Below are 22387 nucleotides of genomic sequence, written 5' to 3' on the forward strand. Positions count from 1 at the left end.
TGTTGTAGCCCGGATGGAGCGCAGCGAAATCCGGGACTCCCGCCTCGCATGAGAAACCCGGATTGCGCCGCGCTCCATCCGGGCTTCGCGCGCGTTACCTCCTCAGCACCGCGATCGTCCGGTTCGCAAACGTCAGCCGCTCGGCCATGACCGACACGAAATAGGTCAGGAGCTTGTGGCTCAGCGCGGGGTCCTCGTCCCTGATGGCGTCGAACTGGTGCGTGTTGAGCACGTAGAGCACGCTGTCGGCCTCGGCCTGGATCGTCGCGCTGCGAGGCGTGTTCGACACCAGGCCCATCTCGCCGATCGTGGTGTACCGCCCGAGGCTGCGCACGCGCGTGGTGCGGTCGTCTTCGGCGGGGACCATGATGCCGACGCGGCCGTCGAGGATGAAATGCATGGAATCGGCAGGATCACCCGCCTGCACGATGACCTCGCCCGCGTCGACCTCGATGCGCTGGCAGCGGCGGATCAGCTTGTCGGCATCGTCCTCACTATTGAGAAGCCCCGCGAACCAGTCGTGGAGGCTGGCTTCTTCCTGTGCCAGTCCCTGATGCTGCGCGATGATCTCGTTCTCGCACCATTCCAGCGCGTGATCGAGCTCGGGAATGATGGTGACGCGTTCGCCGACGAAGTCGCTGGAGCGCAGCACCTTCTCGGCCGCCGCCGACAGATGCACCAGGATCAGCTCGACGCCGAGGTCGGCCGCGCTGCGCTTGATCTGGGCGAAGCTGTAGGCGGCCGACGAGTCAACGCCGGTGACGAGCTTGAAGTCGAACAACAGGTAGCGGCACTCCGGACGCTCCTGGAGCAGCTGCTTGACGTGCTGATAGAGCCGGTTGGCCGATCCGAAGAACAGATAGCTCTGCAGGTTCAGGCCCTGGATCTTGCCGCCATGGGCAAGCAGCACGTCCTGGTCGTCGCGCGAGCGATCGAGCGAGGAGCGATATTCCGAGCCGTCGAAACTGTATTTGATCGATTCGACCCGCGCCGCGCTGAATGCAAAGGTGGCGCAGCCGATGATCACGCCGATCAGGATGCCCGGCACGAAGCCCCAGACGACGATGATCGCGATGATGGCGATGAGCGACAGGTATTCGAGCTTCGAAAGCCGCTTGCGCGATTCGATGATCCATTTGTGCAGCTGGTCGGCGCCGAGATAGAGCAGGAGGCCGCCGAGCACGAATTTCGGAATGAAGCTGAGCAGTTCGGGTGCGACCGCGAGCATCAGGAGCGACAGCGCCGAGACGGTGAGGCCCGACAGGCGTCCGCGGCCGCCGCTGCTGAAATTGAGGACCGAGCGGCTGATCGAGCTGCAGCCGGGGTAGCCGCCGAGCACGCCGGCCACGATGTTGGCGGCGCCGGTTACATTCAGCTCGCGCTCCAGATTGGCTTCGCGGTGCAAGGCCACCTCGATGCCGGTGGTGTTGAACAGCGTGCTGGATGCAGTGACGAAGATGACCGCAACGAGGTTGCCAAGCAGGTCCGGTACGGCGAACCAGGGATAGTTCGCGAGATCGTCGATGTGCCAGGGCACCATGAAGGCCGCCTGCGGCGGCGGCGCAAAGGTCCAGCCCAGGGCATGAGCCTCATCGAGCGAGACACCTGTGATCCAGAACGCCATATGCGCCGTGAGCACGCCACCGATCAGGATGATCGGCAGCCCGAACGCGCTGCGCGAACGATGCCAGGTCAGATACAGCACCAGCGCCATGGCGCAGGCCGCACCCAGCTCCAACAGCGCGATGCCGTTGGCGAGGCGCGTCAGCGTCGCGAACTGCACGGGATGATCGGTGATCACCCGGATCGCGCCCATGACGATCAGGAGGCCGGTGGCGCCGAGGAAGCCGCCGACCACGGGATAAGGCACGTAGCGGATGGCGCGGCCCATCCGCGTCAGGCCCAATGCGCACAGCATCACGCCGGTCAGCGCCGTCGATAGGCCGAGCGTGATCAAAACCGGCGAGAGCAGCGGCGCCGACGGATTGGCGGCCTGTATCCGCTCGACCAGCGAGGCCGCCAGAATGCCTGTTATCGCTGCGGTCGAGCTGTCAGGTGCGGCAATCGCAAAGGGCAGGGAGCTGCCGAGCGCGACGATGGCGGCAAGCACCGCCGAGCTGATGAAGGTCGCCGCGATCCCGTAGGACAGGTAGGGCGAGAGCGGGCCGGCGAAGATCAGCAGCGCATAGGACAGGCCGAAGGTGACAGTCAGAACGCTCGCAGCCGTTCCGCCCAGCATATCGTTCAGCGCACGCTTGACGGCCGGATCGAATCGCGACGCCGGAGTGAAGGTAACTGCTGGATCGGTCACGCCCTAACGCTCGCCCCTGAAAAGTCCCGTCCGAGACGTAGACGACTACAGGCTTAGCGCAACAGGATTCTTGTAACTATGAAATATCTGACAGTTCCGCCGCGATCCGGCGAGGATACGCTTCACGGTATGTGAACGGCGGATCACCTGCGGCAGGCGGGATGGTCGAGAGACGTGCGGGCCCCTCCGCGTCATTGCGAACCACCGGGTCCGCGCGAAGCGCGGCCCCGGTGGCTCGCAATGACGGAGCGAGAGGTGGCGACGGCCGGGCTAGATCTTCAGCTCTTTCCCCGTCACGCGCCGATACGCTTCGAGATACCGCTTGCTGGTTGCATCCACGACGCTGGCGGGTAGCGGGGGCGGCGGGGCGTCGCCGTTCCAGCGGCCGGCGCGGCGCTCGGCGTCGAGATAGTCGCGCAACGGCTGCTTGTCGAAACTCGCCTGCGGCTGGCCGGGCTTGTAGGCATCGACCGCCCAGAAGCGCGACGAATCCGGCGTCATCACCTCGTCGATCAGGATGATGCGGCCGTCCTTGTCGCGGCCGAACTCGAACTTGGTGTCGGCAATGATGATGCCCTGCTCGCGCGCCAGCTCCTCGCCGAGCGTGTAGATCGAGCGCGTCATGCTCTCGAGCGTGTAGGCGACCTCGTCCCCGACCACCTCACGCATCCGCGCAATGGTGATGTTCTCGTCATGGCCGGTCTCGGCCTTGGTCGCAGGGCTGAAGATCGAAGGCTCGAGCTTCTCGCTCTCGACGAGGCCGGCCTTCAGTTGCTCGCCGGCGAGCGTGCCGCTGGCCGCATATTCCTTCCAGGCCGAGCCCGAGAGATAGCCGCGGATCACGCATTCGATGGGGAACACGGTGGTGCGGCGCGACAGCATGGCGCGGCCGAGGATCTCGGCGCGGTGCGGCTTCAATGCCGGCACGGCGGCAATGATCTCGTCGGTGTCGGCGCTGATCATGTGATGCGGCACCACCCCTTCGAGCTCCCTGAACCAGAACGCGCTGATCTGCGTCAGCACCGCGCCCTTCATCGGGATGGTCTCGCCCATCACGACGTCGAAGGCGCTGATGCGGTCGGTGGTGACGAGCAGCAGGCGGTCGTCGTCGATGGCGTAGATATCGCGCACCTTGCCGCGGCCGATCTTGGGCAGGGGCAGGTCGCTGGAGAGCATGGTGGTCATCGGCAGGGCTTTCGGAGACAAGGCCTTCGGACAGGAAATCCGGCCGCGCCTGATGGCGCGACCGGAAACCGGATTAGCCTATTCCGGCAGCGGAATGAACTCATGTTCCTGCGGAACCGCCGCGAAGCGGCCGGTTTTCCAGTCCTGCTTGGCCTGCTCGATCCGCTCCTTGCTGGAGGAGACGAAATTCCACCAGATGTGGCGCGGGCCCTCCAGCGCATCGCCGCCGAGGAACATCATCCGCGTCGGCGTCACGGCCTTCACGGTGATGCGGTCGCCGGGGCGGAAGATCAGCAGCCGCGGCCCCTCATAGCGCTCGTTCGCGATCTCGACCACGCCGTCAACGAGGTAGATCGCGCGCTCCTCGTGATCAGGATCGAGCGGCAGGCTCGCGCCGGCGGCGGCCGTGACCTCGGTGTAGAACCAGGGCGAGACCATCGAGACCGGCGAGGTGATGCCGAACGATGAGCCGGCGATCACCCGCGCGGTGAAATCGCGCTCGGAGATCATCGGCAGGTCGCCGGCACCGTAATGCTGGAACGACGGCGCGATCTCTTCGGATCCGGCCGGCAGCGCGATCCAGCTTTGCAGGCCCAGCATCTTCTGGCCCGAGGCGCGCTGCGCATCCGGCGTCCGTTCGGAATGGGCGATGCCGCGCCCGGCCGTCATCAAATTCATCGCGCCGGGCTGGATCTCCTGGATGTTGCCCTCGCTGTCGCGGTGCATGATCGCGCCGTCGAACAGATAGGTGACGGTGGCAAGCCCGATATGCGGATGCGGGCGCACGTCCATGCCCTTGCCGGAGACGAACTGCACTGGTCCGAAATGGTCGAAGAAGATGAAGGGGCCAACCATCTGCCGCTTGCCATGCGGCAGCGCGCGGCGCACCGCAAATCCGTCGCCGAGGTCGCGGGTGCGCGGCACGATGACGAGGTCGAGCGCATCGCAGGACAGGGGATCGCCGAGCACGGGATCGTTGCAGGGTTGCCAGCTCATGGTGGACTCCTTCTTTGCGGCGGCGATCGTAACAGGGTTTGATCGGGACGTCGCGCCGGTCGCTGCATCGGCGCGATAGTCTATTTGCCGCCGCCACGGGATGGCGGCGAGAGCAATGTTGGAAACCGGGATGGGTGATGGTTTCTCCGATCATGCCGGGTGCCCACGCGCAATCGCTGGCGGTGACAAGGTTCTTGAAAAAGCCGACACGAGCGACGATGTTCGGCGGATTGCAGCCTTCGACCGGTCGCGCTGACTGATGACTCCTGCCACCCTCGAACTTGCCTTCCGTGCCGCAAGCGTCGCATTGCTGCTGGTGCTGGCGGCATCGCTCGCCAGCGACTTCCGGAACGTGCTGGCCGGCCGGCTCGCCATTGCGCTCGCGCTGGGCTCCGCGGCACATGCCGCAAGCGCTTCGATCGGCGCGCCGACTTTGGTCTCGGCCTGGCACGCGCCGTTGATCGCACTGTCGACCGGCAATGTCGTGGTGTTCTGGCTGTTCACGCGCGCGCTGTTCGACGATGAGTTTCGCCTGCGCCGGTGGCATGGCCTGGTCTGGGCGCTCGTGGTCGCGTTCAGCTTCGCGAGCTGCCTGCGGATCGCCCCAGGCGGCAATGTGCGGATCTCAGTTATAGCGACCAATCTGATCTCGCTCGGTTTCATCGCGCTCGCGGTCACGCAGACGATCGCGTCGTGGTCGGCCGATCTGGTCGAGCGTCGCCGCCGTGTCCGCGTCTTCATCGTTGCGGCGGCTGCGCTCTATGGCGGCCTGAACGCGCTGCTGCAGATGCTCGTCGTCGGCCGGGACGCGGGCGATGTTGTCAATCTGATCAACGCCGGTGCGCTCGCGTGTGTCGTCGCCGCGATCTCCTGGGCGATGATGCGCGTCGATGGCGCGGACCTGTTTCCGGTCTCGGTCGAGATCGCGCCAGCGATCGTTCCGAATCCGCCGGCGGCCGCCGAGGAAGCCGCCGATCAAAAGCTCATCGATGCCTTGATGCGCCTGATGGCCGACGAGCGGATCTATCGCCAGGAGAACATCAGCATCGGCATGCTGGCGGGCCGCCTGAAGATTCCCGAATACCGGCTGCGCCGGTTGATCAACCAGCGGCTCGGCCATCGCAACTTCAATGTGTTCCTGAACAACCACCGGATCGAGGAAGCCAAGGCCGCGCTCGCCGATCCCGCCCAGGCCGAAGTCCCCGTCATCACCATCGCCATGGACGCCGGCTTCCAGTCGCTCGGCCCCTTCAACCGCGCCTTCAAGGCGGTCACGGGCGTGACGCCGACGGAATATCGGCGGCTGAAGGTGAAGGCGGCGTGACCTCTTTCTTCGCCTCTCCCCGCGTGCGGGGAGAGGCCGGAATTTGCGAGAGCAAATTCCGGGTGAGGGGGCTCCCCGCGAGTCCAGTTCTCACCGCCCTTGTGGAGACTCCCCCCTCTCCCCGCAGGCGCGGAGAGGGAGTAGACCAGCGTCCGAGGCGCGCCTTACCATTAAGTATCTGAAACAAAATAGTAATTCCAGAATCGGCTAGCTCCCGCCGATTTCGACAAGGTCATTTTCCAAATCCGGCGAGCGGCCATCCAGCCGCTCTGGCCTCATCTGCAGCACACGTCCCGAAGCCGGAGAAGCCCGTGACCCGCCGCCGCAAGATCGTCCTCCTCGCCTCCACCATCGCCTGTATCGGTCTCGCGCTCGGCGCAGCCCGCGCCCGCAACGCGCCCCGGGTCGCTACCGGCTTCCTCGCCGATATTCTCTGCGCTGAGACGTTCGTCTCCGGCCTCGATCCGCAGCGGACCTTCGCCCAGACCACCGACGCGATGCCCGGCACCGGGCTGATCACCTGGGCCATGGACTATCAGGTCGATCGCACCCGCAAGGACGTCACCGTGATGCTGTTCGGCTTCAGCCGCAGCCGTGCCGTCTATCGCGAGGGGCTGGGCTGCACGCTCGACCACGGCGCGGCGCTTGCCGATGTGACGGTGCCGGCGGAAGACAGGCAGCCCGCATTGCTGCCCGAGATCGCCGGCCCCGCGATCGTGCTGCCGCAAACCCCGGAGCTGGCCGCCGCGCTCGACCGCGCCTTCACCGAGCCGACACGGCCGCCCTACCGCCGCACCCGCGCCGTCGTCGTCATGAAGGCCGGCCTCATCATCGCCGAGCGCTATGCGGACGGCGTTGGACCGGAGACGCCGCTGCTCGGCTTCTCCATGACGAAGTCGGTGATATCAGCGCTAACCGGCATTCTCGTGCGCAAGGGCAAGTTGAATCTCGACGGACCCGCGCCGGTTGCCGCGTGGACGAATGCGGACGATCCGCGCCACGCCATCACCGTCGATCAACTGCTACGCCACACCGCGGGGCTTGCGCTCGGCAGCTCGCTGCAGGCTTCGCTCGGCTCCGCGTTCGAGCCGGTCAATCGCATGAAATTCACCGAAGACGACATGGCCGCCTATGCTGCGAGCATGCCGCTCGCGACCGCGCCGGGCACGGCGTGGAATTATCACGACGGCAACACCATCATGCTCGCGTACCTGATCCGCAACGCCGCCGGCGGCAATCCCTCAGACGCACTTCGCTTCGCGCGCCGCGAATTGTTCGCCCCGCTCGGCATGCGCCATGTCACGCTTCAGCTCGATGGCGCCGGCACGGTGGAGGGCTCGAGCGAGATGCTCGCATCAGCGCGCGACTGGGCGCGTTTCGGCCAGCTCTATCTCAATGACGGCGTCGCCGGCGGCAGGCGCATCCTGCCGGAAGGCTGGGTGAGCTACTCCGCCACGGCGACGCCAAATGCGTGGGTCGGCATCGGCGCCGGCTTCTGGACCAACCAGGGCGACAGTTTTGGCGCAAACTTCCGCGTCGCGCACGGCTGGCCGCGCGATGCCTTCTTCGCCAAGGGCTCGATCGGGCAGTACACGATCATGATCCCGTCGGAGGGCCTGGTGATCGTGCGTCTCGGCCGCTCACCGAACGCACCGCCGGAGGCGGATGGCGTGTTCGATCTCGTGCGCGATGTGGTGGCAGCGACGCGCGAGAAGGGGAAACTGGCGGGGTAGATGACGGCTTCCTGCTCGACCAGAGGCACGTCGCCTACCTGCGATACCTGCGGCGCGAGCATCGCCGGTCGCCGCGTACGGCAGCCGACGTCGCGCACGTCAAGGCCAAAACCGAATTGCTGCAGATCAAGATCGAGGAGAAGAAGCGCACCTTGGTGCGGCGCGACGCGGCCGATGAACTAATCGACCAGATCGCTGGCACCACGCTGACGCACTTGTCCGGAATGGCCGCGCGCTGCTCGCGCGACCTCGCAGTCAGGCGCAACATTGACGCGGTGGTGGATCAAGTCCGGCGCGAGATCGCGTCAGCCTGTCTTGCCAAAGCGAACGAATGGAGCGAGCCGCCGCTGCGAAAAGCAGGACTGAGGCTGCAGGCGCTGTTTCTCAGGCGCGCGGGTATCCTGCGAGCGCATGGACAGTACGGTCTCCCTTACCACGAGTACCGCACGCCGAAGTCGCCCTTGACGCCATCGCGCCTGCCGCCGTCGGTGCCGCTCACTGCGAACTGGTAGCCTGCCTGCGCATAGAGGCTAAGGCCAGGAAGAATTTTCGCGCTGAACCCGCCGGCGAACTCCAGCCGCGTCGTCCGCTCGAGCAAGGGCACCGCGTCAATGCCGAACATCGTGTTCGCGTTGGCGCCCCAGTCACGCCAGATATTGCCGAGCACGTAAGGTTGCCACACCCGCCCGGCGGGATCGTTGATGGTCCACTTGCCGCGCAGGCCGAGCCGTCCCGTGGCGCCGGAGGTGGTGCCGAGCGCGACCGGGCCCAGGCCGTCATTGTTGGCGTCGAAGGAAACGCGCTGCCAGATGATTTGCCCTTCCGGCTCCAGCACGAAGCGCGGTCCAAGCCATGGCAGCGGGATGGGATAGCCCGCCTCCAGCGATGAGGTGAAGCCCGTACCGTTGGTCGGCAATCTGGCAAACTGGGTCGAGGCGTCGCCGTTGTAGAACGAGCCCTGCAGCACCGCGTCGATGTACCAGCCTCCGGGGCCATAGTGGGTCCAGTAGCCGCCGACCGAATAGGCATTGAGATTGAGCGAGCCGGTGTGCTGCAGGACATAGGCGGTCGCCGCCGCGTTGGTGACGAGCCCGTTCACGCCGACGTTGCCATTGCCATAGGCGAAGTAGAGGCCGGCGGTGTCGCTGTGGCCCGGGATCAGGCTGCCGCGCCAGACATCGATGCCGGTCTGGATGCCGGCAACTCTGCCGGTGGCGCGCGGGTCGGCGAAGGCCTGGTAGTGGTTGTCGATCTGCTGCCCGAACAGGCGGCCCCACACGGCCTGCTGGCAATTGGCGTACGGCAAGGGTGGGGCCTTGGTGATTGGTGGGGCCTTGGTGATGATGGCGCTGTAGTCTGGCGTGGCGTTCAAGCACGCGGCGTCTGCTGCCGCATCGCCGACGCGCTCATGCAGGGTGCCAAGGGTGGTGAGACCTATCTGCCGCGCAATCGGCTGCACTACGCCATAGGTCGCAAGCTCCGGCCCGATGATCGGCCAGGCGCCGGGCGGCAGCGTTTGCGGCGGCGGATCGGTCGGCAGGTTCGGCCCCGTCGGCGGTAGGGGAGCAATCGGCTCCGTCGGCGGCACGTCCATAGTGTTGCGCAGGAACCAGTCACTGGGATTGCTGCCGCTGACGCCACCAAGGAAGAGACGATAATCGAAGGAGCCGCCGCGCACCTCCATGCCAGCAGCGAGCGCGAAAACGTCGGGTGCCGAACGGCTGGGGTCGAGCACCTGAACCACCAGGATGCCGTCGCCGACAGTTAGCACACCCGTGCCGCCGGCATTGCGGATTGCCAACCGTGTTGCGCCGCCGGGGCCGAGGGATGTGCTATCGACCACCAGCACGTCAGACTGTGATGCGGGGCCACCTTCGTTCAGCACCGTGTCGAGCTTCAGCGTGCCGCCGTTGGAGATGAAAGTCCCGGGGCCTGGACCCGCGATCAGCGGCATGGGCGTCGAGCCGACCTGGCGTCCGGTGATCACGAGCACGTCACCTGGCACCGAGTTGGCCTGCAGATCGATGGTGCCGGAATTGGTGAACGTGGTCGCACCGAAAATCTGGCCCTGCACGGGGCCACTCAACGCCATGCTGTTGAAGGTCAGACCCAGCGGCAGATATTGGCCGGCGCTATCAAGCCTGGTTGCGCCGGGACCGCCCAGCAATGCCAAGGTCCCGTTGTTGGTGAAGGTGCCGGGGCCAAGGTCCGTAACCGCAACGCGGAGCGTGTCGCGCACGCCATCCCCATTGGTGTCAGCGAAGTGCCGCAGGTTGAACAGGCCATTGTTCTCGATGCTGTTATTGTCGCCGACGAGCTGCACGAAGCCCGTGATGGTGCCGTTGTTGATGATGCTGGTGTTGTTGCTCGGGAAGAGCGAAGTATTTGCGACCGCACGATCGGACAACGCGCCGATGGTGCCGTCATTGGTCAGAGTGGCAGCGCCAGCGGATGAACCGAGGACAACGCCGGAGGCCTGTAGACCGTAGGTCGGGCCGAGGCTGGTAAGTTCAGCCTGCCAACCGCCCATCACCGATCCGGCCTGAACGTTGACCGTCACGCCGCCACTGCGGCTCGTCGCGCTGATCCCGGCGCCGAACTCCCCCTGGGCGAGAACATCCTTGCTCGTACTGACTTGCACCGAGCCAGTTATCGCCGTCGACACCGGATTTATCGACTTGATGTCCGTCAGTAATCCAGGAATTCGACGGAGTATCGTGCCGCTGCTGTCGGCGAGTATGCCGACTGCGTTTGACCCGGTCGTCGTGTTGATCGGCCCTGTAGAGTTCACCGCTATGCTGCCGGTGCCGGAAGAAAGGGCTGTGATGCCGGTGCCGTTCCCGCCAGAGGTTGTAATGCCCGGGCCGGTATAGCTCACATCGATTTGAGCACCTGCAGCCGCCACGGCTCGAATACCAGCCGGTAGATTGCCGGAGCTGGTGGTCTCCGGCCCGGAACTCGTGATTTCCGATGCCACGTTCGCAGTTAACTTGTTCGCCGCGGTGGCCGTCTCAAAACCCGAAAAGACATAAACACCGGGGCCTCCACGTTCCGTGCCGCTCACGTTGATGACGGTGCCGGCCGCGGTGCTGGCCGTAGCCGACCCGTTGCCATCAACCCACACGAGGATGCCACGGGGCCGGATTGCGCTCACGTTGAGCGTGCCGCTATTGAATGTCACCGACGCATCGCCGGGCCCAGAGGAGCCAAAGAGTGCATCGCCGGCATGAGCGAGCAAACCGTACTGGGTGGTACCGGGGCCAGCGTTTCGCAGGACACTGATATCCCCCGAAGCCACGAGGGTTGCGTTGCCAGTGCCGCGGTTGTCCACCTGTATGGCGCCTCCTTCACTTCCGACAGTGGCTATGATTGTGCCTTGAAAGTTTACGCTCGCCAAATCAGGTCGCAGCGCCGAGTTTCGGTGCGAGAAATTCAATATCGCCCAGGTGCTGTCGGTGCCGCTCACGTTAATTGTGGTGTTTGTTGCACTAATGATGGCGTCCCCGCTGGACTGAATCCGAAGGCCGGTGTTGTTAGCGGTTGTGGGATTGGCTGTATTGTTGATGGTCACGCTATCTGCAGTGATGGAGACGTCAGCGGGGCTGGACACGCCTCCCGTGTTAGCACCGTTGACAGCGTTAACGCTGCCTGGGCCTTGCGGGATGGTGACAATGACACCGGGCTGAAGCGTGAGGTGAATGGGGGAGTCGGTGGGGTCGTAGTTGATGCCGTTGGAATAAGGGTTGCCTGCGGTAGGACAGGTAGCGCTGCCGGAGGCATCGAGTAACCCGCACTCGTTGCTCGCCCGTGCAGGTGATAGCCCCACGTCGAAAGCGGCCACCGTGGTTACAAGAACGATTAACGAAGCCCTCGATAGCAGCCGATAACGGAGCAAACGAAATGAACCGGAAGCACGTGCTTGCTTAGTACGCGCGATCCTGAGTCGATCGGGATGTACTGCAGGCTTGCAGGAGTAAGCACTGGACGCCCGACGATCGGTAACGGACATGCATTCCATCGCTGTTCCCCATAGCGGTCAATTGCCATTGCAAAATCGGGACAACGAAAGGGCGGAAGCGCCGGTCGTTCGGGCGCGCAAAATCTAATTTCATTAGGCCGATCAAAGGCGAGACGCGCAGAATTCAAATATCTATGCAGAGTTGTTGAATGAAACGCCGCAACTGTGGCGAACGGAAGCTATTTGAATTTTTCTCAATGATTGTTGCGGCTTAGCGACATTGGGGACAGTGATGCTGACCAATTATTTTCATACTATTCAAACCGCAAATGTGGGCAAAGCTCGTCCCTAGCTCACATCGCAGTCTGATTTCGATCGGTCGTCAGCGGCACATCCGCCTGATGTAAGGACGAATAACGAAAGAACCGCCGGATCAGGGGTCTCTATCCGCGAATTCAACTGCGTGAAGGTGCTCGCGGAGAGAGATACCCCTCACCCGTCTCGCCGCTATCGCTATAGCCGATGCGAAGCATCGGCGTTCTAAGGACGGTGGCCGAAGGCCGCCTATGCCACCCTCTCCCACAAGAAGGGGAGAGGGGAAGAACGCGCCGAGCGCTAGCTCGAAGTCACTACCTCCCCAGCTCCGTCGCCTTAGCCACGCGGTCGAACCGCTCCAGCGTCATGATCGCATCCGCGAATTTCTCCGCGCGCGCGTTCAGCACCGGGCGCGCCAGCGTCAGGAACTTCTGCTGCATCGCCTGCGCGTCGGGGAAGGAGGTCGGCTCGCCCGAGGGATCGGCATAGAGGCGCTCATGCACACCATCGTCGGTGGTGATGCTGACACGGGCGCCGAACGGATGGGTGCGGCCGACCTCGAGGCGGTCGTCCTGCACCACGTCGAACTTGTCGGCGAGCGCGTCGATGGCCGCATCGCCGAGACGGTTGTAGTCGTCCCAGCCGAAGCTGCCCTGGTCGAGCGCGAGCGCGCCGGTGAAGAACATCGAGAACTGGCCGCCGACGATCGAGCGCGGATGACGCTTGGTCGCGGCATCGCCGGTCAGCGTGATCCCGTTGCGGTGCAGCCCGATCTCGACGCGCTTGACCTGGTCGGGCGTCAGATTGTGCTCGCGCCGCATTGCGATCAGCGCGTCGATCGCGGCGTGGGTGTAGCGGCAGCTCGGATACGGCTTTACGCCGATCTTCATGGTCTCGTAAGTCTTGCCGAGCTCGGCGACTGCCTTGTCCGGATGCGCATCGTCGGTGTAGCCGGCGAGCAGGCCGTGCTTGCCCTCGACCGATTCGGTCGAGCCGACGAAATCGTTGCGCGCCAGCGTCGCGGCGATCACGCCGTTCATCGCGGCGGCGCCGACCTGGTAGCGCTTGTTCCAGGCGCCGTTGACGAGAAATTGCAGCGAGCCCGCGGCCTGGCTGCCGGAGATGCCGAAGGCGGCGATGATCTGCTTCTCGGAGAGGCCGAACAGCTTGCCGGCTGCCGCCGCCGCGCCATAGGTGCCTGCGGTCGCGGTCGGATGGAAGCCGCGCGCATAATGCGAGGTCGGATCGAGCGCGTTGCCGAGCCGGCAGCAGACCTCATAGCCCGCCACGATCGCGGTCAGCACGTCGCGCCCGGAGGCGCCGACCATCTCGCCGACGGCGAAGGCGGCCGGGACGACCGGCGCGCTCGGATGCAGCGAGGAATCCGCATGGGTATCGTCGAAATCGAGGGAGTGGCCGAGCGCGCCGTTGAGGAGGGCCGCAACCGCCGGTGTCCAGGTCTTGGTGTCGCCGAACACGGTGGACTCGCCCTTGGTGTCGAGCGCGAGCGCTTCCAGCATCTTCAGGATCGACGGGGTGGATTCCGCCTCGGACCTGGCCCGGATGGCGCTGCCGAGGAAATCCAGTGTCAGCACTTTCGCGCGATCCAGCACCTCCGCCGGAATATCCTGGTATTTCAGATTGAAGACGTAAGCGGCGAGCGTTGCGGTTTCGTGGGCCATCGTGTTTCCTCGTTTTGGCGCGCAAATTAGGCGGGCTGATTTGGCCTTTCAAGCGGCCTCGGGGCCGTGGGCATCAGCTATGCTTTTGCCTGGCTTTATGAGGATCGGACCGGGACATTCGACGATGGCACTCGCAAAGGAGCTGTTCGACCGGATCCGGTCGCGAAGGACGCAGCTGGGGCTGGCGATCCGGGTCACGGTGGCCGCGACGGCGGCGTATGCGATCGCGACGGCGCTGCATCTGTTGCTGCCGCTCTGGGCGGTCCTGACCTCGCTGATCGTGACCCAGATGAGCGTCGGCCGCTCGCTGAAGGCGACGCGCGACTATATGCTCGGCACGATCGGCGGCGCCATCTATGGCGGCGCCATCGCGATCCTGCTTCCCTACCACAGCGAAGCGGGGCTGTTGGGCCTGCTGGTGCTGGCGGTCGCGCCGCTCGCCTTCATCGCCGCGATCTATCCGACCCTGAGCACCGCCACCGTGACAGCAGTGATCGTGCTGCTGGTCCCGACCATGCATCATGCCGATCCGCTCGCGTCGGCGATCGACCGCGTCAGCGAGGTCTCGGTGGGTGCTATCACCGGGCTGCTGGTCTCCTTCCTGGTGCTGCCGTCGCGCGCGGTGCGGCAGATCCGCGCCAGCGCGGCGATCCTGCTCGAACTGATCGCAGACGCCTTCACCGAATTGCTTGCGGGCCTGACGCGCGGCCGTGACAACGACGCGCTGCACCGGATCCAGGACGGCATCGGCACCGCGATTGTCGGCCTCAACGCCATCGGCAGTGAGGCCGAGCGCGAGCGTTCCGCGCGCCTGTCCGGCGGTCCGGACACCGGCCCGCTGCTGCGAACGATCCTGCGGCTGCGCCATGACGTCGTGATGATCGGCCGCGCCACTGTGGTGCCGCTGCCGATCGAGGTGCAGAGCCGGCTTGCGGCCCCGCTGACGGAAGTCTCGACCGTGATCGCGAGCTTTCTTCGCTCCGCCGCCGCGGCTTTGCGCGAGGGCGTCGGCGCGCCACCGATCCATCCCGTGCACGTCGCGCTTCAGCACTACGCCGAGGCAGTCGCCGGCGTCCGGCAGGACGGCCTTATTCGCGGCCATCCCGGCGACACTGCGGAGCGCTTCTTCGCGCTCGGCTTCTCGCTGGAGCAGATGCACCAGAATCTCTGCGATCTCGACCGCGTCGTCGGCGAATGGTCGGAAGCGGCCGCCGACAAGCCCGCGCGCGTGGGCAGATGAGGGCCCGCAGATATACTGTTGTTGCTGCCGCGCTGAGTGCGAGTCTCGTTGCCGCATCCAGCATAGCTCGGGCCGAATGCGACCCCGCCAAGCCAGTTGAGCCGGTCGCATCGCGCTTCGAGGTCCGCGGCGACACGGCCTATGACAGGAGTACCGATCTCACCTGGACACGATGCAGCTATGGGCAGCAGTGGACAGAAGGTGAAGGTTGCTCTGGCTCGGTCAGGTTGCTGGATTGGGACAGCGCAATGGAACTTCACTTGCAGGGCGACGCAGCCTGGCGACTTCCGCAGCGAGACGAACTGCAAACCATCGTGGCAAGCCACTGCAAGAGGCCCGCGATCAACGAAACGGTGTTTCCCGGGACACCGTCGATCCAGTACTGGACAAGCACGGCAAGCGGACCGTCCTATGCGTGGGTCGTGTTCTTTCGGACGGGCATGCCGACGTGGAATTTTCTGAAGACGCGCCGTTTGCCGTGCGCATGGTGCGAACTGGCCGGTAACCGACCCGCTCAGCATCTCTCAACACCGCCGCGCGAGCCCCATGCCCTGCATGCGCCAGACCAGGAGATCGATGCGGTCCTGGCCGAAGAACGGCTCGTTCTCGAACACGAAGGTCGGCACGCCCCAATGGCCGGAGGCGGCGTGATCCTTCTCGTTCTTCGTGATCACCTGCTCGTAGCGATCCGCGTCAGCGGTGATCGCGGCATCCATCGCGGCGAGATCGAAGCCCGCCTGTTCGGCGGCGCGCGCGAGATGATCGCCATCGTTCCAACCCGCAACCGAGCCGTCCCAGAGCATGCGTGCGATCGCGTAGGTGAATTCGAGCGAGCGGCCTTCGAGCTGCGCCATGGCACCTAACCGGGTCAGGCGGTGGATGTAGGGCTGCTCGGCCGCGACATCGAGTGTCGTCATGTCCTGCACGACCGGATCGGGCCGCGGGAAGCGGAACGGAATCCCCTCGTGCTCGGCGACGCGGCGGGAGTCCAGCACGATGTAGCGGGCGAACTGCGGACTGGCCTTCTTGAAGAAGCCGGGCACGCGGACCGCGAGCGGATAGACCGGTCGCAAATTCACCGCGAGGTCATACTGTTCGACGAGCTTGAGCGTCTTCGGCAGCGCCAGATAGCTGTAGGGACTGCGGAAAGAGAAGAAGAGGTCGACTGACAGCGTCATCGGGCCGGCTCCACGATGCATCCCATCATGCCGCGGACCACGAGCTTGTGGAAGGGCATGATGAGGGTGAGGTAGGTCCGGCCGAGGAGATTATGCGTCCGCACCAGCGTGGTCGATGTGACCTGACGGTCCGCCGCGTGGCCGGTCACGTCGATCACGACGCGAAAATCGAGGTGATGGTCATCGAAGCCGGCGACCAGCCGCTCCGGCGTCTCGCTCAGCACCGGAAACAGGCCGATCAGGCCGCCGGGCGCCGGCGCGCCTTCGCCCGATGTCTTCAGTCCGAGCGGCGCGACCGCGATGTTGCGCAGGCGCAGCAGCGCATCGATCCAGCGCGGCCCGTGCAGCACCATCCTTGTGCAGGCCTCGCGGGCATTCACCGGTGTCGAGCCGATCGCCACGCGGAAAGCGTCGATGAACTGTGCACCGGCCAGCAGCGTGCCGGCGTCGATCTCGGGGGTGACTTCGCGAACAGTTCCGGTCATCCCGCCAGTCTGCGCGTCAGCATCCTGAAGCGCAAGATCAGCAGGCCGGCATAGACGAACGATCCGATCGACAGCCCGATCCAGACGCCGACCGCGCCGAGGTCGGCGTGGAAGGCCAGCATCCAGGCGATGGGGAAGCCGACGCACCAATAGCCGATCGCCGCGAACACCAGCGTCATTTTGGTGTCGTTGATGCCGCGCAGCGCGCCGCCCATGATGGTCTGGAGCGCATCGGCGATGAAGAAGGTCGCGCCGACCAGGAGCAGCGTCGCAGTCAGCTCGACGGTTGGCGCACTCGCCTCGCTGCTGCCGAAGAACAGCCGCCCCAGCTCATAGCGGCCGAGGATGATCGCGACGGTCAGCGCCGCGACGAGCGCGATCCCGAGCAGCGTCGCCACGAGGCCGGCGCGCCTGACGCCCTCCGGCTCGTTGCGTCCGAAGGCGTGGCCGACGCGCACGGTCGCGGCCATGCCGATGCCGAGCGGGACCATGAACAATACGGCCGTGACCTGGAGCGCGATCTGGTGCGCGGCGAGCGCCGTGGTCGAGATCAGCCCCATCAGCAGCGCCGCCGAGGAGAACAGGCCAAATTCCAGCAGCAGGGAGAAGGAGATCGGAGCGCCGATCGCGATCAGCTGACGCATCAAGGGCCAGTCGATCCGCCAGAGATGGGCGAGCAGATGATAGTCGGCGAACGGCTTGCGCCATGCCGCGATGGCAAGCGCGGCGATGAAGGTGCCGAGATTGACAAGGCTGGTGGCGAGCCCCGCGCCGAGCAGGCCGAGCTCCGGCAGGCCGAACAGGCCGTGGATCAGGCAATAGACCAGCGCGACATTGGCGGGGATCGCCGCGATGGTGATCCACAGCGGCGCCTGCGGCCGGTTCACCGCGCTCATCATGCTGCGCAGCGCGATGAAGCCGAGCGCCGGCGCGATGCCCCAGGCCAGTCCGTTCAGATAGCGCTGGGCGAGGCTGGCTGAATGCGGCGCCTGTCCGAGCGCAATCAGGATGTGCTCGCCATAGAGCGGCGAGGCCATCATCGGCAGCGAGATCAGGAGCGCGACCCACAGGCCGACGCGTAAGGAGCGGCGGATGCGCCTGAAATCACCGGCGCCAAACGCCTGCGCGGCCAGCGGCGAGACCGCAGCCATCAATCCGAGCCCGAAGGTGAAGCTGACGAAATAGACCGTATGCGCCAGCGCGGCCGCGGCGACCGCATCCTCGCCGAGCCGCCCGATCAGCACGAGATCACTCGTGATCATCGCGATCTGCCCGAGCTGCGTCAGCATCATCGGCACGGCCAGCCGCAGTGTCTCGACGAACTCTTCGGCGAGATGATTAGGTGGCACGCCGGCTTGCGGCTGCGGACGAGGTTGAACGGTGTCGAGCATGGCCGGTCAATAGCACAGACACACGTCGAAAACATGGCCTGCGTTATCGTGTCCCGGACGCGCGTGGCGCGAGCCGGGACACGGGAGCCGCAGGCGCGGGCTTTTGCCGCATGGGCCCCGGCTCAGCAGCGCATCACTTACGTGCTGCGCTGCGTCCGGGGCACGCGACCATGAAGAGAAGGAGCCTCAGCTCTTCCGCTCAGGCACGCGCTTAATCTTCGCGCCGAGCGCATTCAGCCGCTCCTCGATGCGCTCGTAGCCTCGCTCGATCTGGTCGGCGTTGTTGATGGTCGATGTGCCCTCGGCGCAAACCGCGGCGAGCAGCATCGCCATGCCGGCGCGGATGTCGGGCGAGGTCATCACTGCGCCGTGCAGCCGGCTGGGCCCCGCGATGATGGCGCGGTGCGGGTCGCACAGCACGATGCGCGCGCCCATCGCGATCAGCTTGTCGACGAAGAACATCCGCGATTCGAACATCTTCTCGAACATCAGGATCACGCCATCGCATTGCGTGGCGGTGACGATCGCGATCGACATCAAATCGGCCGGGAAGGCCGGCCAGGGCTGGTCCTCCAGTTTCGGCACGTGGCCGCCGAAATCGTCCTGGATCTTCAGTGTCTGGTTGGAGGGCACGATGATGTCATCGCCTTCGACGCGGCAGACGATGCCGAGCCGCTCGAAGCCCATGCGGATCGAGCGCAGATGCTCGACGCCGGCGCGCGTGATGCGAAGCGACGAACGCGTCACGGCGGCAAGGCCGATCAGCGAGCCGACCTCGATATGGTCGGGCTGGATCCTGTAGGTCGCAGAGCCCAGCGTCGCCGGGCCATGGATGATCATGGTGTTGGTGCCGATGCCCTCGATCTTGGCGCCGAGCGCGACCAGGAAATTGGCGAGGTCCTGCACATGCGGCTCGGAGGCCGCGTTGCGCAAATAGGTGACGCCGTCGGCCGCGACGGCTGCGACGAGCGCGTTCTCGGTCGCGGTGACGCTCGGCTCGTCCAGGAACACGTCCGCGCCAGCGAGCTTGGCCGCACGGAACTCGAGCCGGTCCGTCGCGGTGACCTTGGCCCCTAACTGTTCGAGCGCGAGCACATGCGTGTCCAGACGGCGGCGGCCGATGACGTCGCCGCCCGGCGGCGGCAGCATCACCTCGCCGCAGCGTGCGAGCAGGGGGCCTGCAAGCAGGATCGAGGCACGGATGCGCACGCACAGCTCCGGATCGAGATCGGCGGAGCGGATGCTCTTGGCATGGATGTGAAGCGTATTGCGGGCGGTCCATTCGGCGGACGCGCCGACCGAGCGGATCAGCTCCACCAGCGTCTCGGTGTCGCGGATGCGCGGCACGTTCTCCAGCGTCACCGGGTGCTCGGTGAGCAGCGCGGCGGCGATGATCGGGAGTGCCGAATTCTTGTTGCCGGACGGCTCGATCGAGCCCGAGAGCCGCTGACCGCCCTCGACGATGTACTGAATGGGCGCCACGTGGGTTCTCGCTGTCCTGTTGGGGGGCGGGGCTGCTTCGGAGGCGGAAAATACAGAGATTTGAGCGAGGTAGCAATTGCGCTCGCCGCGGCTTGAGCCCGTCAGTTAGTTCGGAAGAGGCTCTCAGATCCTCATGGTGAGGAGCGCGGAACGCGCGTCTCCGGACGATGCTCGGCATCGCCGGGCGAACCATGAAGGCCCAGATATCGCCTGCGGCCATCCTTCGAGACGCCCGCTGTCGAATGATTGTCGCGGAGCAAAATTGGGCTGGCTTTCAGAACAGGCCGATGCATCTACGCCGCTTCGTCGCGATGGCCGCCGGCGAGATTCACCGGCAGCCAAAAGCGCCTCAGATATCGATCGTCGCGCTGAGGGAGTGTTCCTGGATGAAGTCGCGGCGCGGCTCGACCACGTCGCCCATCAGCTTGGTGAAGATGTCGTCGGCCTCGTCGACCTCCTTGACCTTCACCTGCAGCAGCGAGCGCACGTCGGTGTCGAGCGTCGTCTCCCAGAGCTGCTCCGGGTTCATCTCGCCCAAGCCTTTGTAGCGCTGCAGCGTGATGCCCTTGCGGCCGGCCTCGGTCACCGCTTCGAACAGGTCGACCGGTCCATGGACCATGTGCTCGCTGTCCTTGCGCCGCAGCTTGCCGAAGCGAGCATAGACGTCCTGGAGTTTCGTCGTGTACTCGTCGAGCTTGCGGGCCTCGGCCGAGCCCAGGAACGCATCGTCGATGACCGCCGCTTCCTTGACGCCGCGCACGGTGCGCTCGAACTGGAAGCCCTGGCCCTCGACGAACTGCCCGACCCAGCCGCGCTCGACCTCCTCGGCCTGGTTGTCCAGCCGGCTCGCGATGTATTGCGCCGCCGCGGCAGCGTTCTCGGGATTGCCGTAGATCGGCTTGTTCAGCACGCCGGTGATGGCGGCCTGCTCGATGACCTTGCGGTTATAGCGGCTGTGCAGATTGCGCAGGATGCTGCGGACGACGCGGGCGTCGTCGACCAGCGCGCGCAAATCGCGCCCGGTGCGGTCGCCGCCGGTGCCGGGGACGAAGACGCAATCGTCGAGCCCGGCGTCGATCAGATAGTCCTCCAGCGCCCGCTCGTCCTTCAGATACTGCTCGGACTTGCCGCGCGAGACCTTATAGAGCGGCGGCTGGGCGATGTAGAGATAGCCGCCGTCGATGATGTCGCGCATCTGCCGGTAGAAGAAGGTCAGCAGCAGCGTGCGGATGTGGGCGCCGTCGACGTCGGCGTCCGTCATTACGATGATCTTGTGATAGCGCAGCTTCTCGACCGAGAACTCGTCGCTGATGCCGGTGCCGAGCGCGGTGATCAGCGTACCGATCTGCTCGCTCGACAGCATCTTGTCGGGGCGGACGCGTTCCACGTTGAGGATCTTGCCGCGCAGCGGCAGCACCGCCTGGAATTCGCGGTTGCGGCCCTGCTTGGCGCTGCCGCCTGCCGAGTCACCCTCGACGATGAAGAGTTCGGATTTCGCCGGGTCCTTTTCCTGGCAGTCGGCGAGTTTGCCGGGCAGCGAGGAGACCGAGAGCGGGCTCTTGCGCGTCAGCTCGCGCGCCTTTCGCGCGGCTTCGCGGGCAGCGGCGGCCTGGATCACCTTGCCGACGATCGTCTTGGCTTCGCTGGGGTGCTCCTCGAACCAGGCCTGGAGCGCTTCGTTAAGCACGTTCTCGACCACGGGACGCACTTCCGAGGACACCAGCTTGTCCTTGGTCTGCGACGAAAACTTCGGATCGGGCACCTTCACCGACAAAACGGCGGTGAGGCCTTCGCGGCAATCGTCGCCGGTCAGCGCGATCTTTTCCTTCTTGGCGTTGGCCTCGGCATAGCCGTTGACCTGGCGCGTCAGTGCGCCGCGGAAGCCGGCAAGATGGGTGCCGCCGTCACGCTGCGGGATGTTGTTGGTGAAGCACAGCACGTTCTCGTGGTAGCTGTCATTCCACCACAGCGCGGCCTCGACGCCGATGCCGTTATTCTCCGCGCGCACCATGATCGGCGCCGGCACGATCGCCTTCTTGTTGCGGTCGAGATATTTGACGAACTCCTCGACGCCGCCGGAATAGTGCATTTCCTCGCGCTTCTCGACCGCGTGACGCATGTCGGAGAGGGCGATGTTGACGCCGGAGTTGAGGAAGGCGAGCTCGCGCAGCCGGTGTTCGAGCGTCGCGAAATCATATTCGATGTTCTTGAAGGTCTCGGTCGAGGCGAGGAATGTCACTTCCGTGCCGCGCCTGCCCGGCGCATCGCCGACCACCTTGAGCGGTGCGACGGCATCGCCATGGGCGAATTCGATGTAGTGCTCCTTGTCGTCGCGCCAGATCCGCAAGCCAAGCTTGCTGGACAGCGCATTTACGACGGAGACGCCGACGCCGTGCAGGCCGCCGGAGACCTTGTAGGAATTCTGGTCGAACTTTCCGCCGGCGTGGAGCTGGGTCATGATGACCTCGGCCGCCGAGATGCCTTCGCCCTGGTGGATGCCGACCGGAATGCCGCGGCCGTCGTCGCGCACGGTGACGGAATTGTCGGCATTGAGCACGACGTCGACGCGCGTGGCGTGGCCCGCCAGCGCCTCGTCGATCGCGTTGTCCACGACCTCATACACCATGTGGTGCAGGCCGGAGCCGTCGTCGGTGTCGCCGATATACATGCCCGGGCGCTTGCGGACGGCATCGAGACCCTTGAGCACGCGGATCGATTCCGCGCCGTATTCGCTCGCGTTGGAGGGCTCGTTTTCGGCACGCGGCTGCCGAGCAGGTTCTGTCATGAGAGGCCTTCGAGGATATCGCCCGAATCAGCGGCACAAAAGGCGCTGATGTGCAGCTATTTGTGCCATGAAAGACCGCTTGCGCCTAGCGCAAAGTATCTCCTGGCAACCCTTTGAGCAGATAGGGTTTTTAAGTCGCTTTTCAAGGCTTTTTAAGGCCGATTTGGGCGCCTGAAAAAAGCGCGATTCGAAGTCCCGTTTTGGGCCTCTCGGAGGCGTGGTTTTTGCGGGTCCCGGAGGGTGGTTCCGAGGCGCCGGGGGCGCATTCACAGGTCGTCGTCATGCCTGGGACAAGCCCGGCCATAACGGTGCGGAGAATTCA

14 protein-coding genes and 1 pseudogene are annotated in these 22387 nt (G+C 65.1%); 5 read left to right on the forward strand and 10 right to left on the reverse strand.

What is annotated here, in order from left to right:
* Positions 1-94: 94 nt before the first annotated feature.
* The 3 genes from AC630_RS29340 to AC630_RS29350 form a co-directional block, all read right to left on the reverse strand.
* Positions 95-2311 carry an SLC26A/SulP transporter family protein gene (locus tag AC630_RS29340; protein WP_074121927.1) on the reverse strand — a complete coding sequence of 739 codons (2217 nt, stop codon included), beginning with the start codon at positions 2309-2311 and terminating at the stop codon, positions 95-97.
* 270 nt (positions 2312-2581) lie between these two features.
* Entirely contained in the window at positions 2582-3496 is a 915-nt protein-coding gene (locus AC630_RS29345) for a phosphoribosylaminoimidazolesuccinocarboxamide synthase (protein ID WP_074121928.1), read from the reverse strand.
* Positions 3497-3574: 78 nt separating this feature from the next.
* Entirely contained in the window at positions 3575-4492 is a 918-nt protein-coding gene (locus AC630_RS29350; protein WP_074121929.1) for a pirin family protein, read from the reverse strand.
* Positions 4493-4751: 259 nt separating this feature from the next.
* Here AC630_RS29350 and AC630_RS29355 point away from each other — a divergent pair, with 259 nt between their 5' ends.
* The 3 genes from AC630_RS29355 (at position 4752) to AC630_RS29365 (ending at position 8061) form a co-directional block, all read left to right on the forward strand.
* Positions 4752-5816: a helix-turn-helix domain-containing protein gene (locus AC630_RS29355; protein ID WP_074121930.1), complete on the forward strand. Its 1065-nt coding sequence runs from the start codon at positions 4752-4754 to the stop codon at positions 5814-5816.
* Between the two features lie 311 nt (positions 5817-6127).
* A complete protein-coding gene (locus AC630_RS29360; RefSeq protein WP_074121931.1) occupies positions 6128-7549 on the forward strand; it encodes a serine hydrolase domain-containing protein in 1422 nt (473 codons plus the stop codon).
* Between the two features lie 116 nt (positions 7550-7665).
* The gene (locus AC630_RS29365; protein ID WP_074121932.1) at positions 7666-8061 is read left to right on the forward strand and encodes a hypothetical protein; all 396 of its coding nucleotides are present in this window, start codon (positions 7666-7668) and stop codon (positions 8059-8061) included.
* Here AC630_RS29365 and AC630_RS47290 read toward each other — a convergent pair.
* Both AC630_RS47290 and AC630_RS29375 read right to left on the reverse strand, forming a co-directional pair.
* A complete protein-coding gene (locus AC630_RS47290; RefSeq protein WP_245330552.1) occupies positions 7980-11390 on the reverse strand; it encodes an autotransporter family protein in 3411 nt (1136 codons plus the stop codon). The two genes, AC630_RS29365 and AC630_RS47290, sit on opposite strands and share 82 nt — an antisense overlap.
* 746 nt (positions 11391-12136) lie before the next feature.
* A complete protein-coding gene (locus tag AC630_RS29375) occupies positions 12137-13504 on the reverse strand; it encodes an MmgE/PrpD family protein (protein WP_074121933.1) in 1368 nt (455 codons plus the stop codon).
* Between the two features lie 124 nt (positions 13505-13628).
* On the opposite strand from AC630_RS29375, the gene AC630_RS29380 reads away from it, so the two are divergent.
* Together AC630_RS29380 and AC630_RS48455 are read left to right on the forward strand one after the other, a co-directional pair.
* Positions 13629-14744, forward strand: a complete 1116-nt coding sequence (locus AC630_RS29380) for an FUSC family protein (RefSeq protein ID WP_074121934.1) — start codon at positions 13629-13631, stop codon at positions 14742-14744.
* Positions 14741-15190, forward strand: a pseudogene (locus tag AC630_RS48455) (Lcl C-terminal domain-containing protein); the annotation flags it as partial. The gene AC630_RS29380 and the pseudogene AC630_RS48455, both read left to right, overlap by 4 nt.
* Positions 15191-15268: 78 nt before the next feature.
* Here AC630_RS48455 and AC630_RS29390 read toward each other — a convergent pair.
* The 5 genes from AC630_RS29390 to gyrB all read right to left on the reverse strand — a co-directional run bounded on the left by AC630_RS29390 (position 15269) and on the right by gyrB (position 22065).
* The gene (locus tag AC630_RS29390; RefSeq protein WP_074121935.1) at positions 15269-15922 is read right to left on the reverse strand and encodes a 2-hydroxychromene-2-carboxylate isomerase; all 654 of its coding nucleotides are present in this window, start codon (positions 15920-15922) and stop codon (positions 15269-15271) included.
* Positions 15919-16407 (reverse strand): DUF2867 domain-containing protein, encoded by a 489-nt coding sequence (locus AC630_RS29395; RefSeq protein ID WP_074121936.1) that lies wholly within the window; start codon positions 16405-16407, stop codon positions 15919-15921. Before AC630_RS29395 ends, AC630_RS29390 begins: the two co-directional genes overlap by 4 nt.
* Positions 16404-17798, reverse strand: a complete 1395-nt coding sequence (locus tag AC630_RS29400) for an MATE family efflux transporter (protein ID WP_074121937.1) — start codon at positions 17796-17798, stop codon at positions 16404-16406. Before AC630_RS29400 ends, AC630_RS29395 begins: the two co-directional genes overlap by 4 nt.
* Before the next feature lie 186 nt (positions 17799-17984).
* Entirely contained in the window at positions 17985-19280 is a 1296-nt protein-coding gene (gene murA / locus AC630_RS29405) for a UDP-N-acetylglucosamine 1-carboxyvinyltransferase (protein ID WP_074121938.1), read from the reverse strand.
* A gap of 349 nt (positions 19281-19629) precedes the next feature.
* Complete coding sequence (gene gyrB / locus AC630_RS29410) at positions 19630-22065, reverse strand: DNA topoisomerase (ATP-hydrolyzing) subunit B (protein ID WP_074121939.1); 2436 nt, start codon at positions 22063-22065, stop codon at positions 19630-19632.
* Positions 22066-22387 lie beyond the last annotated feature (322 nt).

Origin of the sequence: Bradyrhizobium sp. AS23.2 (genome assembly GCF_001908185.1) — a bacterium.
In the GTDB taxonomy this organism is placed as follows: Bacteria; Pseudomonadota; Alphaproteobacteria; order Rhizobiales; family Xanthobacteraceae; genus Bradyrhizobium.

Bases quoted from the DNA above. Each gene is read 5' to 3' on its own strand.
- AC630_RS29345 (WP_074121928.1), bottom strand. From the start codon at position 3,496: ATGACCACCATGCTCTCCAGCGACCTGCCCCTGCCCAAGATCGGCCGC.
- AC630_RS29350 (WP_074121929.1), bottom strand. From the start codon at position 4,492: ATGAGCTGGCAACCCTGCAACGATCCCGTGCTCGGCGATCCCCTGTCC.
- AC630_RS29355 (WP_074121930.1), top strand. From the start codon at position 4,752: ATGACTCCTGCCACCCTCGAACTTGCCTTCCGTGCCGCAAGCGTCGCA.
- AC630_RS29375 (WP_074121933.1), bottom strand. From the start codon at position 13,504: ATGGCCCACGAAACCGCAACGCTCGCCGCTTACGTCTTCAATCTGAAA.
- AC630_RS29380 (WP_074121934.1), top strand. From the start codon at position 13,629: ATGGCACTCGCAAAGGAGCTGTTCGACCGGATCCGGTCGCGAAGGACG.
- AC630_RS29390 (WP_074121935.1), bottom strand. From the start codon at position 15,922: ATGACGCTGTCAGTCGACCTCTTCTTCTCTTTCCGCAGTCCCTACAGC.
- AC630_RS29395 (WP_074121936.1), bottom strand. From the start codon at position 16,407: ATGACCGGAACTGTTCGCGAAGTCACCCCCGAGATCGACGCCGGCACG.
- AC630_RS29400 (WP_074121937.1), bottom strand. From the start codon at position 17,798: ATGCTCGACACCGTTCAACCTCGTCCGCAGCCGCAAGCCGGCGTGCCA.
- gyrB (WP_074121939.1), bottom strand. From the start codon at position 22,065: ATGACAGAACCTGCTCGGCAGCCGCGTGCCGAAAACGAGCCCTCCAAC.